This is a genomic window from Methylobacterium sp. CM6246 (assembly GCF_054818005.1).
This window is the reverse complement of record NZ_JBTXKY010000003.1, coordinates 1-14,460: the sequence shown is the minus strand read 5'-3', so window position 1 is coordinate 14,460 and position 14,460 is coordinate 1. Positions and strand designations below refer to the sequence as shown.

Here is a 14,460-nt window from a genome sequence, read left to right as displayed (position 1 = left end):
AAGGTTGGTTCATCCGCAATTTCGGTTCTGCGGAATGATTCGGGCGTTGGTTCACGTGGTGGCCCGAGGGCAGCGCTATGCCGATCTCGAACCCGTCGTTGCCGTCGGTCCCGGACGGCATGCACTTCGATGGCCTGACGCTGGACACGTCCGGGTTGCTGATCACCGCCCGAACCACGGCAACCCAAGCCTGCTGTCGGGGCTGCGGGCGTGCTTCGTCGCGGGTGCACAGCAGGTGTTGACGGGCGTTCGACGACCTGCCCTGGCGGGACTCATCGGTGACGTTGCGGGTGCAGGTGCGCCGCTTCCGCTGCGGCCATTGCCGGGGGCGGATCTTTGCCGAACGCGTGCCAGGGTTGGGTACGCGCAAGGCGCGCCGCAGCGACCGGTTGGCCGCGGCGCAGACCGACATCGGCATGGTGCTGGGTGGTGAGGCCGGCGCAAGGTTGTCGCGGCGGCTAGCCATGCCTGTCAGCGGCGACACCGTCCTGCGCCTGATCCGTCGTCGCGGGACCATACCGTCTCCGCCGCCGCGGGTCATCGGCATCGACGATTGGGCGTGGCGGCGCGGCCGGTCCTACGGCACCATCGTGTGCGACTTGGAGCGGCGGCGCGTCATCGATCTGTTGCCCGGCCGCCCGTCGGCACCGGTGCGGGACTGGCTCACCGCCCATCCGAGCGTGACCGTCGTCAGCCGTGACCGTTCGGGACCCTACGCCGAGGCCGCGCGCACGGGAGCACCGACGGCGACGCAGGTCGCGGATCGCTGGCACTGCTCGTCAACGCTTCCGAGGCCCTGCGCGGCGTCGTCGAGCGGCACCAGTCCGAGATCCGAGGCGTGACGCACCGCGCCGTGCACGACCCCGCCGGCTCCCCTGATTTGGCGAAGACGAAGACAGCGCCAACGAACGTGAGCAGCTGGCGACGCGACCGCTGCGAGGCGGCCCTGTGCCTCCACGGCGAAGGTCTGCAGACCAAAGAGATCGCTCGCCGTCTCGGCGCATCCCGCAACGCCGTGCGCCGCTGGGTGCGGGCGGGCCGGTTCATGCCCTACCGCCGCGCACCGGGTTCGAGCCTGCTCGATCGCTATCTCCCCTTCGTCGAGGCACGCTGGCGGGAGGGCCAGCACAGCGCCACCGTCCTCCACCGCGCGTTGCACGCGCAGGGCTTCATTGGCAGCTACGACATCGTCCGGCGCTGGGCCTCACGACGGAGGCAGGATGCGCCTGCGAGATCGCCCTCCGCCCGGGTCCCCTCGACGCGCCGCATCACCCGTTGGCTCACCGCCGACCCGACCTCGCTGTCTCGGGAGGATCTCGCCTTCACCGAAGCGCTCTGCAGCGCCGCGCCGAAGCTGAAGCAGGCCGCCGAGGATATACGCGCCTTCGCCGAGCTCCTGCGCCAGAACGATCCCACCGGACTGACGCCCTGGCTGGAAGCTGCAGCCGCGACCGATCTTGGCGGCTTCGTCACCGGGCTCCGGCAGGACGAGCCAGCCGTGCGCGCCGCTATCGTCGAGCCCTGGAGCAACGGCCCCGTCGAGGGGCAGGTCAACCGCCTCAAGCTGATCAAGCGGAGCATGTACGGTCGCGCCGGTTTCGATCTCCTGCGCCAACGCGTCCTGCATGCTGCATGAGCCGGGATCGGCAAAGCTTGAGCGGATGCCAAACCTTCGGCACCGAAAGTGCGGAAGAACCATACTTCGAAGCCGATCCACAGAATGGATGGCCGAAAAGCAGCGACGGCTGGAGACGATCCGTGCCGCCAAGGCTGCGCTGGAGGCGGAAGCGGTCGACCCGCCCTACCCCGAGGACGAGAGCGGACCGGGGCATGCGCTGGCAGGGGCGGCCTCTGCGCGGTGAGGACGGCGGTCCGCCCGACCGGGCACAGGGTAACTTGACCGACCCCGACAGCCGCATCCTGCCCACCCGCGACGGGTTCGTGCAGGGCTACAACGGCCAGATCGCCGTCGATGCCGCGCATCAGGTGATCGTCGCGCACCGCCTCGTGACCAACTCGGCCGACTCCCGCGCCCTCGTGCCGCTCGTGGACGACGTCCACGCTTATCTCGGGCGCAAGCCGCGAGAGCTCTCCGGCGATTCCGGCTTTGCGAACGAGGCGAACCTCGTCGCGCTGCAGGAGCGGCGGATCACCGCCTACCTGGCTCCGGGTCGGGCGCGTCATGGCGAGGCGGACGCGGCCGGCCGCCGGAGGCTGACGAAGATGCCGTTGATGAGCCGATGGCTGTGCGCCTGAAGCGGGCTGGCCGCCGCAGCCGCTATCGCTCAGGAAGCAAGTGGTCGAGCCCGTGTTCGGGCAGATCGAGCAGGCCCGGGGCTTCCGACAGTTCCTGCTCCGCGGCCTCGATCAGGTCCAGGGCCAATGGGGGATGATCTGCACCGCCCAAAACCTCCTCAAACTGGCGAAGGCCGGGCACTGAGCCCAAAGCCGACGCACACATCTGCCCAGACTTCGACGCTTATCCCACCTCGTGAACTCGTTACTCGGACGGGCTCCTAGTGGTCATTCGTCTTTGAGAAGACGCCAAGCTTCCATATCGAGAGCCGCCGCCAAACGACCGATATTGTCGATCGAAACGTTCCTCTCCGAACGCTCGACACCACCGACATAGGTACGATGGATCCCGCTTTCATGGGCGAGCGCATCCTGACTGAGGTCGAGCTCATGCCGGCGTCTACGCAAGTTTTTGGCGAGAACATCGCGCAGCGGGCCCTTGTGGGTGCGTTTCACCCGTTGATCAGCGCACGCTGCATCTTTTAAGGCGACACTTTTTAAGTATCATTCGGCTGCCGATCTGAAGATCGGCGGCGATCGTAGAGACCGTGATGCATGTTCTGGTGAGGCGACTGCGTCGAGGACTGCCCGGTCACCCGCCTTTGGACCATACGGATCATCCGACGGTTCCAAGGGCGAACGCTCCGTTGCACAGCGAAGCCGAGATGGTCCGATCTGATACCGGGTGGCCTGCCGAAGCGCGGACGAAGCGGGATGAAGACCCCGCCGCCGGGCAGATGCAGGCATGACCATCTTCTTCACCGCCGATCATCATTTTGGCCACGCCAACATCATACGATTCTGCCGGCGCCCTTTCGCCGACATCGTCGAAATGGACGAGGCGATGATCGACCGGTGGAACGCCGTCGTCGGCCCGTCGGACGAAGTCTGGCACCTCGGGGACTTCGCGCATCGGTGCGGTCCAAACCGCCGGGCGGAAATCTTCGGACGCCTTCGAGGCCGTGCGATCCACCTCGTGCTCGGCACCCACGACCGAGGAGCCACGCTGGATCTTCCATGGGCATCGATCCAACGCTACGCCGAAGTCTCGATGCAGGGGCGATCGCTGATCCTGTTTCATTACGCGCTTCGCGAATGGCGCCGCTCGGCTTCCGGAACGCTATCGCTCTACGGACACAGTCACGGTGAACTACCCCGGATACCGGGATCCTGCGACGTCGGCGTGGATTGCTGGAATTTCGGACCGGCCGCATTTGAGGACGTCCTGCAGCGCATATCGTCGACGCCCGCCGACGATTGAAGGACGGGCACTTCGCCGTCCCATTCGGTCGATCCCCGGCAGGTTGAAGGAGTCGGGGGCGATGCGCGTCGGGATGCTCCACGATGACCGCCGACAGGGTGGCGCCGCCGACTACGCACATTCCGCGGCCTGAGCATCCGGGATTTCCATCTGGGCGGTCGGACGATCGACGGCATCCTCGCTTCCCATCCAATCGACCGCGAAGCCTCACTCTTTCACATCCCGGACGGTCTGCAGACCGGCAGAGTCCGGCGGCGATCCGAGCGCTACGGACGGCCTGTAGTCGCTGGTCCTCCTGAACTCGATGCCAGCCGCCTCGAGGCTGCGGACGACCCGGGTCTTGGTTTCCTCCTTCGGGATGGTCTCCTCGATCTCGAGCGACAGAATTGAACGCTTGGAGATGCCGGAGCGCGCGGCCAGCTCTTCCTGGGTCCAACCCAGCATCGCTCTGGCGGCCCGGATCTGTGCCGGGACGATTAGCGAGAGCTTTATTGCTTGACTTCGTTTCACTTCTGGCGCAGCCTACGAATCACTGGACGACGTAGCCGGAACGCGAACTGCGAAAGGCGTCGCTACCAGTACGCCCGATCCTTCGACGGCCCGCAAGTCGTAGGATCGAGGTTTCCGCCACTCCTTCGTGGCCGCTCCTTCGACTCGGGTCGAAGATGACGCGCGAAACCGATGCGAAAATCCGCATCGGACGCGACGGAACCCCTGATCACACCTTCGATCGTCCGCCGATCCTTCGGCGGTCCGGGAATCCTTGCGCCATGCCCATTCCTACTGGTCCCGAGCTGCGGCACAGCGATGCCGAATGCCGTCGCATTCGACTCGCTGCGAGCCGCGCCCGCCTCGAAAGCCTCCTGGAGATCGCCCTCGTAGGGCGCGCCGACGTCCAGACCGTGATGTCCGGCGGCCTCGCCTGCATGCCGTCCTACCGACGGATGGAAGTCGAAGGCCTCGCCCACGCTTTTGCGATCCGCGACGACGGCAGCAGCGTGATTATCCTGGCTGGGACACGCCGCATCTGGCGGAAGCGGCCCCTGAAGAGAGGTTTGCTCGCGATTAGATGTGGCGCAGCCAGGCTCGGACAGCGCGTCGTCCTCGTCACCGAGCGCGGCCTCAAGCGCGCGATCGATCGCCAGGGGACCGCGATCGGAACCGGCTCCATCAAGCCGGCCTCGCCATGACGAACATCCTCCCCTTCCGACGACCGGACGATTTCGCAACGGCGCAGTGCCGTGGCCCCGTCGGCATCACGGGCGACCTTGCCGGCGCGATCGTGGGCTGCGCGCCTCACGATTTCTGCCTGCATCTCGAGTTCGCAGGAGAGCCCGGTCTCTCGGTCGCCTCGGCACCGATCTGGTGCCGGGAGAGGATCGCCGAAGCCGGTTTCCCGATCGGCCCCGCCGTCGTCCTACTGACAGGTCGCGATCTCGACGGCGCCTCGGCATTCGCCACGGTATCAACTGCGGACTGGAGACCCGCTGTTCTGCGTCTCGGTAAAATGCCGTCCTACGCGTTCGCCGAACGGGTCCATCTGCTCTTCTGGATGGGCGTGCTTCAGCCAACCGCGCGGCGAGCCATGTCGGCCGAGATCGGCCGGCGGATCGCCTCGTACGGGAGCGCCCGCCGCCTCGGCCGGATCCCGACCCGCTCCCTCCATCGACCGGACCTCGACGCCGGTGTGCTGACCGTCCTCGTCGCGGTCGCCGCGATCTCCACCACCCTGTCCGATGGGAGCCCCCGATGAGGTCCGCCCAAATCAAGCCGGGGAATGCCTCGAAGACGGATGCGCTCGCATGCGCCTTCCTCCGTACCCTGAAACAGACCGAACGCGGAACGATTAGCCGGGAGGTCCGGCGCCGACCCAATGCATCCGATGGCGATGAGCCCGCCGAAGAGCTCCGTCGCGCGGCGGAAGGAGCATCCAAGGTCGAGAGCATTCCGATCCGTGCCGATCTCGCTTCCGTGGCCGTGCTCGTCGCTCGCGCCATTGGATCCGAACCCGGCCTGCTGCGCCGCCTGAGAAAGGACGCACCGGTGGTGACGATCGCGACTCACGCCGGCGAAGTCGTCGATCTCGTTCGCAAGGTCGTGCAGCTGTGCGTCTTCGGCCGTGAGAGGGTCGGGCTGGAGCCTAGCCGAGACACCCCTCCGTACCTTTGGCACAAACGGGCGGCGCTGATGGTCCGCGACGGCACGAGCAAGCAACACACGAACGAAGTCGGCAACGACGTCGTCGGCGCCGCCCTTCAAGCCAACGTACCCTTCATCGGGGTCGCTCCCGACCCGAAGCGGGACCTCCCGCGCGATCTCCTCCGTGCCGCGGATGCAAGGCTCGCTCTTCCACGCTTCGACTCGCGCGCCCTGGCGCTCGTCATCGAAGCCGTCGTCGGCAGCCGCCCAACGCGCGAGCTCGACGATGCCCGCGTCCGCACGATTGAGGTCGGCGACCTTGCGATCGCCCTGCGCGGTGCGGCCACCGCCGACGATGCGCTCGATGCGGTCGCGCGGGTGCTGGCCGAGAAGACCGAACACGTCCACGACGGGCCTTCGCTCCGGGACCTTCATGGCTACGGCGCGGCACGCGAGTGGGGGCTCGCACTGGCTCACGATATCCGCATGTACCGCGCCGAAACGTTGAAGTGGCGCGATCTCGATGTCCGAATACTTGTTACAGGGCCGCCCGGCGTGGGCAAGAGCTTCTTCGCGCGGGCCGTCGCCAAGGAGTGTTCGCTGCCGCTCGTCGCGACCTCGGTCGCCGACTGGCATGCGATGGATCATCTCTCCGGCACGCTCAAACGCATCCGCGAAGTGTTTGCCGAGGCCAGATCGCGTGCGCCGTGCGTTCTCTTCATCGACGAACTCGACGGCATCTCGGATCGATCCCAGCTCTGCGGCGAGTACGTCCCGTACTGGACTCAGATCGTCAATCTCGTCCTCGAACTTCTCTCCGGGGTCGAGGCTCTTGAGGGAGTCGTCATCATTGGAGCGACGAACTACCCGGATCGGATCGACGCCGCCATCAGGCGTGCCGGTCGTCTCGATCGTGAGATCGCGATCGAGCCGCCCGATACGACGAGCCTCTGCGCGATCTTCCGGCAGTACGTAGCAGGCGACCTGCCACCCGAAACGTCGCTTATGCCGCTCGCGCTCGCCGCACGCGGTCGCACCGGGGCAGACGTCGAAGCCTGGGTGCGCCGCGCCCGGGGAGCCGCCCGAAGGGCCGGTCGCGGGATGGTCTTCGACGACGTCCTCGCCGAGATCCTGGCAGGCCGACGTCGGCTGACGCCCGAAGTCCGCCGCCGCATCGCTCTTCACGAAGCTGGCCACATCGTCGCGCATCTCGAACTCGGTCTCGGCCCGATCGTCGACGTCAGCATTCACGACGACGGGGGCGAGGCGGTCATAGAGGCCGATCTCGCCGGCGATGCGACCCCGGATCGCGTCGAGGCGTTCATATCCGTCCTTCTAGCCGGGCGACTCGCCGAGAGGATCGGTCTCGGGGCGGCTTCTATCGGCGGCGCCTCCGATCTGGCCAAAGCGACCACGCTGGCTCGAGACCTCGAACTCCGGTACGGCGTCGGACTGATCGGCCTCATCTGGATCGAGCCCTACGAGGGCGATCTCGTGACGATGCGCGGTCTGCTCGACGCTGTCTCGAAACGTTTGCAAGCGGCCGAAGTCTGCGCCCGGACCCTGTTGGAGGGAAACTGGGCTTCGGTCGAAGCCGTCGCCGCCTCGCTCGAGCACTCTGGCTACCTAACGGGTCGGGACATTCTCACGATCGTCGAGAAGGTGCGGGTGGCATCGAGGGTGCTGCAGGGATCGGACCGCACGCCGCCGACGGAACATCATCGCACGGACGATCCAGGTTTATGCTGCGAAGCGGATCCGGCTTTGGGAGTTTCGTCGTGACGGCCCGCCTGCCGAGGGTATTGCGGGCGTTGCTGCGCGGGACGCCGGGCGACGGGATCCTTACTCTCGAACTCCACGGGTCGGCCATTGCTATGCATGCCGCCCCGGTCTGGCGCTTCGACGAGCTACTGGAACTCGCTGACGTGCTGGCCCCGGGCGTCTACTGCCTCATCGGCGTGGGCGACGATCCCTCCGGTAAGGCCCGTGCTCTGGTGGGTGAAGGTGGGATGATGCGTGAGCGGCTCGCGTCCCACGCTTCAGATCCAAGGCTGGACTGGGTCTATGAGGTTCTTTGCTGGTCCGGGCCCCGTGTGATGTCCGACACGGTGCGCCTGTGCCTGCAGCGACGCCTCGTCGACGAACTGTTGTTCGCGGGACGGATCGGCAGGCTCGTCGGCCACGACCCGGAGAGAGCTACGGCCAGCGTCTACGACACGGTCGCGGCCGACGGGATCCTCGAGGACATGAGAATGCTGGCCGGTTTCGCGATACCGGGCCTCATGGCCGACGTGATGCCGGTGAGGGTGCCGATCGCAGCGCGGAACTCGACCTTGCCTCGCGGGGTCGACCCGCAGGGAATGACGTGGTCGACACACGAGATGGCTTATGCCGGAGCCCGCGCCATGGCCAGCATGCTCGCCCGCGAGACCGTTCTGCTGCCGCACTCGACCATCATCGCCGCGACGCGCGGCGGAGCGAAATGGCTTTGCGATAAAAAGGCGGAGCTTCTCGCCGGCGGCGTTCTGGTCGCTCACGCCGATCCGCGGCTGCTCCTTGTCACCACCTTCATCACCTTTGCGAGCGCGCGGGAAGCCACCGCGTTCGTTGCCGGCGGAGCAGCCGCCTCCGCCTCACTCACGTGGGTGCCCGTTGAGCCCTAGCCTTGAGTGCTAAGAAGCGGAGGAGCGCTCGTAATTTGACAATCAAGACGCGACCTGGATCGAAGATCCGATCTGCAGATGACCACAATGAAAAGACGAATAAGCAAAAGCAGAGTATGAGATCTGGTGACTAACTGACAAAGCAATCGCAGCCTAGGTGCATTCGTGAGAGGCGGCGCAGCGGCATCGGCCCGCCTGACATGGACGCCGGTCGTTTCCAGCTGACGAAATCGCGACGACCGGATCTGAACATAAAGGAATGGACATCGGGACGAAGGAACGATCGGAAGCAGTATCCCATCGTTTTGCACTCGAATACCATATTCATAGTCGGCACAAACAAAAGTTAAGTTTCTTCAAAGTCAATAGCGCCTTAATTGAAAATCGAGACTAATGGGAGAATTCTATGGTTGGCCCCTAGGATGGACTCCGCATCGAAGTTTTTAGTGCGATCGTTCTGCGGTTTGCGGGCCGAACGAGCGTCAGTCTTAGCGAAGCGGCACGCATACTCGAAATGTCGACCAAGACATTGTCCAAGCACGTCAAACGAAGAGAGGTAAGATATATTCAACTCGGATTTGGTAAGATTAAAAAGAGACGGATTTTCACGGCTGAAGATCTCGCTTGCTTCATGTCAAAGCGCAGCCAACTGGAAATCTCTATGAGCGACGATTTTCGGCGGAGAACCCGTCGCAAACAACGATGACAAACGAATTTGCGAAATCGTAGAGGCGATCGTAAATAATATACCGCCATATTCAGATATTTATTAAATACTATTAAAGATTAATATAGCGATTTTAGTCATCGGTGCGGGATATGAACCGCGACCTATCAGCGTAATCAACTCTAATGATGGTGAAACCAATGAGCGTATATCAGAAATTAAGAAAAGGAGTGCCGGCGGGGCCGTTTCAATTCATTGACGAGGTGCATGGGATACGCAATACTGGCACTACCGGTACGACCAATCGTGCCAAGGCGGAACGCTACGAGGCCGGGAAGCGTGCTATCTTCCGAAAACAGGTCGAAGAGCGCATCGAGATGGAGAACGAAGCGCGCATGCGGATGGAGGCACAAACGCGCTCTCCGATATACACGTTGGGCGAACTGCTGCCAAACTACCACGCGCATCTGAAGCTCATGGGTTTCAGGACCGCTTATCGGATAGGTCTCGAGGCCGTTCGCATCGTAGAGTTCATCGGCGCCAAAACGAAATTGACCGACATCGACAACATGACGGTCCGAAACCTGCTATTGCAGGCGAGGGAGTTGAGTCGGGGTAAGAGGATAGGCGACGATGATCCTCTAAAAAATAGATCCATAAACTCCGGATTTCTCTATAGACTAAGATGTATGTTAGGGTTTGCGAAAAGTATTCATAAGTGTATTCTACCCTTTGAGCCGGATTGGAAGCAATACAAACTGAAAGAGGACAACGTTCGAACCCTGTGGTTGACCTTCAGGCAGAGTGATGCGCTGGATGAGGTTTTGTTGAAATACCACCCCGACTTCTATGCGATCGATAGGTTCGCCCGCGCGAGCGCCTTGAGACTGGACAATCTCGTCAATCTCGCATGGAGCGAGGTCGACTGGGAAAAGCGTGAGATCAACGTGACTATAAAGGGCGGCTTCAAGCACGCCGTGCCGATCACCCGCGAGATCGAAGGCCTGCTCAGGCCTCTAATAGGCCACCACAAGACCCGTGTGTTCACCGTCGCGGCAAAGATAACTCGCGAGGTGCGCGGCGAGAAGCGCCAGGCGGGACGAAGGTATCCGTTGGGACGGGAAATGTACAAGCTCGTCTCGCGAGATGCGTTCCGTCGGGCAGGCATCGTCGATGGCTATAGCATACATTGCCATAGACATACCGCGGATACTTGGCTCTATGCAGTCAACCAAAGCCTAATTGAGGTCCAGCGTCTCCTCGGACACAAAGATATCCGGATGACGCTACGCTACACGAAACTCGATCTCCGCGCGGTCAGGACCGCGATGGAGGCCGTCATCGCCGAACGCATTAGGGAGCAAGCGAAGATGCTCGCGGAGTTGTCGTACCTGACGGAGTCGACGGCACGCTGCTGAGGGCGCTGCGGCCGAAGCTGCAGGCGCGCGACGAGGAGGGAAGGGCGGTCGCGCTAGACGTGGCCGCCTTTCCCTCATTGTTGGCTTTGCAACAAACGGGTGAGGGGCCGTGGGTTGCAGTCGGCACCGCCCGGCCCTTCACGCATTCGGAAGAGGCTCGCTCGTTCGGCGCACAAACCCTAGCCGGCACTGAACAGCCTGGGCGGAGGGGTTATGACGGACCGCGGCGCCGGCCATAGCCGACGTCCGCGCCCTGGGCCTTCCATGCGCGCCTACCTTGAGCGCGGCATTCGATCTTTTGGACGTCGCTGGCCTCGCCTACCCCTGGACGCGTCGGAGAGTGGCTCAGCGCGCTCGAGATCGGATAGCCGTTGGCGCGCCAACCCGAGAACTGGTCGGAAAGTTCGCCGCGGCATCCTGGAACCATCGCGACGGGAGAGACAGCGCGGTAGTCCAGCATGCAACGGCAGGCCCGACGGAGCTGTGACTGGATCCCGATTAACACTTACTCGTCGTTCCACTGCCGACCCTCCTCCCACCGGTGCGCTGCCGAAGTACGGACGGGGGGCTGGTAATGGGGGCTTTGTGACTCGCGCTCGGTGGCTCGTCCAATCGAAATGCTGCTCCGATGCCCCGCTATCTGCCCCGCCGCGCGTATGGGCAGCAAAGCGTAATGCGTTTGGCCAGACTCCACTTTCGGCGGCCAAACCCCTATGGCTGCCTACGTTTTCGAGATGATCGGGATTGCCGACTTGATTGGAGGCGGTCCTGGTATACCCGCATATCCGGGGGAGCAGGTAGATCTGCCACGCAATCACTTGCGAATATCCCGACAATCGGAGAATAAGTCATAGTCTGCAGAGGCTTGGAACTCCAACTAGTGGTTGAGCCCTGACGGTTGAGTCCGTGTGGGGTTTCGGTTTGAGGCCCATCCTGCGAGTCTAGCGGGATGCGCAGTGGTATATCTTTCACGCTCTCAACCTCGGATCGCCTTCGGCTCGAAGCACTCGTTGCGGATCGAAACACGTCGCAGAAGCACGTCTGGCGCGCCCGCATCGCGCTGCTGAGTGCCAATGGACTCGGGACGCACGCGATCATGCGTGAGGCAGGCGTGTCCAAGACGGTGGTCTGGCGCTGGCAGGACCGCTTCGCGCAGGAGGGCGTCGACGGACTCCTTCGGGACAAGACGCGGCCGGCGCGCATCCCGCCGCTGGGGCCGGAGGTGGCGGCGCGCGTAGTGGCTCTGACGCAAGGAGATCCGCCCGGCGAGACCACGCATTGGACGGCCGCCGCCATGAGCAAGGCCGCGGCCATCAGCGTCTCGTCGGTGCAGCGGATCTGGCGGGGGCACGGCCTACAGCCGCATCGGGTCCGGCAGTTCAAGCTCTCCACCGACCCAGCCTTCGCCGCCAAATTGGGCGACGTCGTCGGGCTCTACGTCGATCCGCCCGCTCATGCCGTCGTCCTCTCGGTCGACGAGAAGAGCCAGATCCAGGCGCTCGCCCGCACGCAGGCCCCGTTGCCGATGAAGCCGGGCTACCCGACGACGCGCACCCACGACTACAAGCGCCACGGGACGACGACCCTGTTTGCCGCTCTGGACGTGCTGGAGGGCAAGGTGATCGGCCGCTGCATGCAGCGCCACCGACATCAGGAGTTCATCCGCTTCCTCAACGCGGTCGAAGCGGCGGTTCCGGAGGGCAAGATCGTCCACGCGATCCTGGACAACTATGCCGTCCACAAGCACCAGAAGGTCCGTGCTTGGCTCGGCCGCCACCCGCGCTGGACCTTCCACTTCACCCCGACCTCAGCCTCGTGGCTCAATGCCGTCGAGGGCTTCTTCGCCAAGCTCGCAAAACGCCGGCTCCGACGCGGCGTGTTCGGATCGCTGATCGAGGTGCAGGCCGCCATCAAACGCTTCATCGCCGAGAGCAACGGCGACCCGAAGCCCTTCGTCTGGACCGCCGACCCGGATCGCATCATCCAGGCCGCGAAGCGCGGGCACCAAGTGTTAGACTCGCACCACTAGCGCTATTGCCATCCGGCCGAAGCATGTAGAGATCACCTCAGAACAGCACCAAATCACATGGATCGGCCTCGGACGTACCACGAAATCCCCGCCGCGCATGCGACGGTCAATCTTGATGTGGCGCGAAACCTCGAATTGTCCCGCCGTCCCCGACTAGGTACATCCGTCGTCACGCTTCGGCCGAAAAATTCCAGTGAATTTTTATAGGGTGTTCAGGTCTTTGATCCGCCCGGCATTTAGCAGATCGGGTCCTGCCATGCGCATGTGGACACATTCCTCTCGATCTAGTGCGGGCAGCGCACTGGACTGCTCGAGCGATCGAGATGATGCATTGGTTCATACGATTGGCCTATGGAGCAGCATCGCTTCGAAATCGCTCAAAATTCGTTCGGAGTGGTGAGGAAACGGAATTCGGCCCAATCGTTTATGGCGGATCCCACGTTATAATACTTAGATAAATACGTAGACAGAAGTGGGAATGCTTAATTAATGTGTGAGTAATCGTGTGAGATCGTCAGCTTGGCCGCATGAAGCAATGACGTGCCGAACGTAACTTCGTTCCTTCGATTTCCTGATGTTGACGCCCACATGCTGTTTGCGTCTTGAAGCGGAGGCCGCACGGTAGGGCAAGCCGCATCCTCGAACTCATGGTGCGACGCGATGCCCGCAGCGGGCGCAACCGCACGGTCGAGGCGGCCTGTGCGATTGCAGCCTCTATTCGCTGGAACGCAGACGAACCGTCGCTACAAAAGACAGTGAAATCTCTGAAATGCTGTTCGACTCGGGGCAAAGGGAGGACCTCCGCAAAAGATCGGGCGGATCTTTCGGCCATAGAGGCAGCGTGGGCTGCAATGCTTAAAACAGGTTGCTGACGGATGAGCAACGACGCGGCGGCAGTGCGCGCCTGTTTCCGTGCCGCCCTCGACGCAGATTCTTCCTGAATCCACGCCTCCAAATTCGCGGGCGTTCTGAACGCCATATCGATACGCGACCGGTATCGAAAGCGTATCAGCTCTGCTATGTAGCGAATTCGTTTTGTTGCGCCTGATGGTCACCGGATTAGCTCGATCTTTACGCCGACCGCCCTCTTCAATCCTTTCCACGCTTTGTCCGAGGTGAGTGCTGGGGCACCCTGGCGTTTTGCGGTCGCGAGACACGCACGATCACCGAGGGATAGGCCGGCCTCCCGGGTGTGGATGCGAAGATGGGCAGCTTCGGCGGCCTGCTCAAGATCGAAGGGTAGAATCGTTAGCTGCAAGCCCGCGAAGATGTCCTCGACGGTCGCCTGCGGCATCCCCAGATCGAACAGCTTGGTCATCACCTCGGCCACGTTGACGGTCGAGATCATGGCCCCGGGAAGATGGCTCGCGACGCGTTCGGCGCCCGCTTCGTCGAATATGACGGCCAGGACAGCCGAGGCATCGAGCACGATCTCAGTCACGGCCAGCACCCATGTCCGTCCCGCCGTCGCGCGACGCCTCTTCCCGTCGATCGGCAAGGAGCTCGTCGACGACGGATCGGCCGTCCACCTTGAACGGCGCCGCTAGGGCGCGGATCCGTTTCAGGGCATGATCGGCCGTGGTGAGCAAAACTCCGTTCTCATCCTGTGTGAGGATCACGCGCCCAGGTCCGCTGAGGCCCAAGGCGCGGCGAACGTCCGCGGGCAGGTTCATGCGTCCGTTCTCGGCAACCTGGACTAGGCGCTGTCGCGGTTGTGGCATCACCGATCTCCCAAATTTCCAAGCGAGGATCACTACAGGAGTTCTCCCCATCGGGTCCATAGGGAGAGGACCGGCTTCACTCCACGAAATGGACCCAAAAAACAGGATTCCTGGCGGTTGGCTCGCGTTCCCCAGATTGCCACCGATAATGACACTTATCGTAGCAAATTCGTAGACGGTTAGGATCCGCGTGCCTAAGGTCGGCCCATGAAGCTTGACGCCCCCGATCTGGCGCTCGGTCCTGATGCCGACCCCAGCGCCCTCCCC

At 63.1% G+C, this 14,460-nt stretch carries 13 protein-coding genes and 1 pseudogene; 10 read left to right on the top strand and 4 right to left on the bottom strand.

From position 1 onward, the window contains the following. Positions 1 to 278: 278 nt before the first annotated feature. The 3 genes and pseudogenes from ACYQPG_RS30175 to ACYQPG_RS30165 all read left to right on the top strand — a co-directional run. On the top strand, positions 279 to 842 hold the full coding sequence (locus tag ACYQPG_RS30175) for an ISL3 family transposase (protein WP_461232628.1): 564 nt from the start codon (positions 279 to 281) through the stop codon (positions 840 to 842). Beyond that, a complete protein-coding gene (locus ACYQPG_RS30170; RefSeq protein WP_461232627.1) occupies positions 839 to 1,636 on the top strand; it encodes a transposase in 798 nt (265 codons plus the stop codon). The genes ACYQPG_RS30175 and ACYQPG_RS30170 overlap by 4 nt, the downstream gene beginning before the upstream one ends. A gap of 82 nt (positions 1,637 to 1,718) precedes the next feature. Further along, a pseudogene (locus ACYQPG_RS30165) lies at positions 1,719 to 2,440 on the top strand (transposase); the annotation flags it as partial. An 83-nt stretch (positions 2,441 to 2,523) separates the two neighbouring features. Here the strand turns inward: ACYQPG_RS30165 and ACYQPG_RS30160 are convergent. Beyond that, positions 2,524 to 2,751, bottom strand: a complete 228-nt coding sequence (locus tag ACYQPG_RS30160) for a helix-turn-helix domain-containing protein (RefSeq protein WP_461232626.1) — start codon at positions 2,749 to 2,751, stop codon at positions 2,524 to 2,526. 289 nt (positions 2,752 to 3,040) lie between these two features. Here ACYQPG_RS30160 and ACYQPG_RS30155 point away from each other — a divergent pair, with 289 nt between their 5' ends. After that, entirely contained in the window at positions 3,041 to 3,556 is a 516-nt protein-coding gene (locus ACYQPG_RS30155; RefSeq protein ID WP_461232625.1) for a metallophosphoesterase family protein, read from the top strand. Positions 3,557 to 3,763: 207 nt separating this feature from the next. Here the strand turns inward: ACYQPG_RS30155 and ACYQPG_RS30150 are convergent, their stop codons facing one another. Next, positions 3,764 to 4,066: a helix-turn-helix transcriptional regulator gene (locus ACYQPG_RS30150; RefSeq protein WP_461232624.1), complete on the bottom strand. Its 303-nt coding sequence runs from the start codon at positions 4,064 to 4,066 to the stop codon at positions 3,764 to 3,766. A 155-nt stretch (positions 4,067 to 4,221) separates the two neighbouring features. On the opposite strand from ACYQPG_RS30150, the gene ACYQPG_RS30145 reads away from it, so the two are divergent. The 6 genes from ACYQPG_RS30145 to ACYQPG_RS30120 all read left to right on the top strand — a co-directional run bounded on the left by ACYQPG_RS30145 (position 4,222) and on the right by ACYQPG_RS30120 (position 12,472). After that, positions 4,222 to 4,746: a hypothetical protein gene (locus ACYQPG_RS30145; protein WP_461232623.1), complete on the top strand. Its 525-nt coding sequence runs from the start codon at positions 4,222 to 4,224 to the stop codon at positions 4,744 to 4,746. Continuing rightward, positions 4,743 to 5,309, top strand: a complete 567-nt coding sequence (locus ACYQPG_RS30140; protein ID WP_461232622.1) for a hypothetical protein — start codon at positions 4,743 to 4,745, stop codon at positions 5,307 to 5,309. The genes ACYQPG_RS30145 and ACYQPG_RS30140 overlap by 4 nt, the downstream gene beginning before the upstream one ends. Beyond that, complete coding sequence (locus tag ACYQPG_RS30135) at positions 5,306 to 7,477, top strand: AAA family ATPase (RefSeq protein WP_461232621.1); 2,172 nt, start codon at positions 5,306 to 5,308, stop codon at positions 7,475 to 7,477. Before ACYQPG_RS30140 ends, ACYQPG_RS30135 begins: the two co-directional genes overlap by 4 nt. Further along, positions 7,474 to 8,358, top strand: coding sequence for a GIY-YIG nuclease family protein (locus ACYQPG_RS30130; protein WP_461232620.1), 885 nt, complete (start codon positions 7,474 to 7,476; stop codon positions 8,356 to 8,358). Before ACYQPG_RS30135 ends, ACYQPG_RS30130 begins: the two co-directional genes overlap by 4 nt. Before the next feature lie 867 nt (positions 8,359 to 9,225). After that, on the top strand, positions 9,226 to 10,443 hold the full coding sequence (locus ACYQPG_RS30125; RefSeq protein WP_461232619.1) for a tyrosine-type recombinase/integrase: 1,218 nt from the start codon (positions 9,226 to 9,228) through the stop codon (positions 10,441 to 10,443). A gap of 949 nt (positions 10,444 to 11,392) precedes the next feature. After that, positions 11,393 to 12,472: an IS630 family transposase gene (locus ACYQPG_RS30120; protein WP_461230113.1), complete on the top strand. Its 1,080-nt coding sequence runs from the start codon at positions 11,393 to 11,395 to the stop codon at positions 12,470 to 12,472. Between the two features lie 1,051 nt (positions 12,473 to 13,523). On the opposite strand, the gene ACYQPG_RS30115 is transcribed toward ACYQPG_RS30120, so the two are convergent. Together ACYQPG_RS30115 and ACYQPG_RS30110 are read right to left on the bottom strand one after the other, a co-directional pair. Then, the gene (locus ACYQPG_RS30115) at positions 13,524 to 13,913 is read right to left on the bottom strand and encodes a type II toxin-antitoxin system VapC family toxin (RefSeq protein WP_461232618.1); all 390 of its coding nucleotides are present in this window, start codon (positions 13,911 to 13,913) and stop codon (positions 13,524 to 13,526) included. After that, complete coding sequence (locus tag ACYQPG_RS30110; protein WP_461232617.1) at positions 13,906 to 14,145, bottom strand: AbrB/MazE/SpoVT family DNA-binding domain-containing protein; 240 nt, start codon at positions 14,143 to 14,145, stop codon at positions 13,906 to 13,908. Before ACYQPG_RS30110 ends, ACYQPG_RS30115 begins: the two co-directional genes overlap by 8 nt. Positions 14,146 to 14,460: the final 315 nt, after the last annotated feature.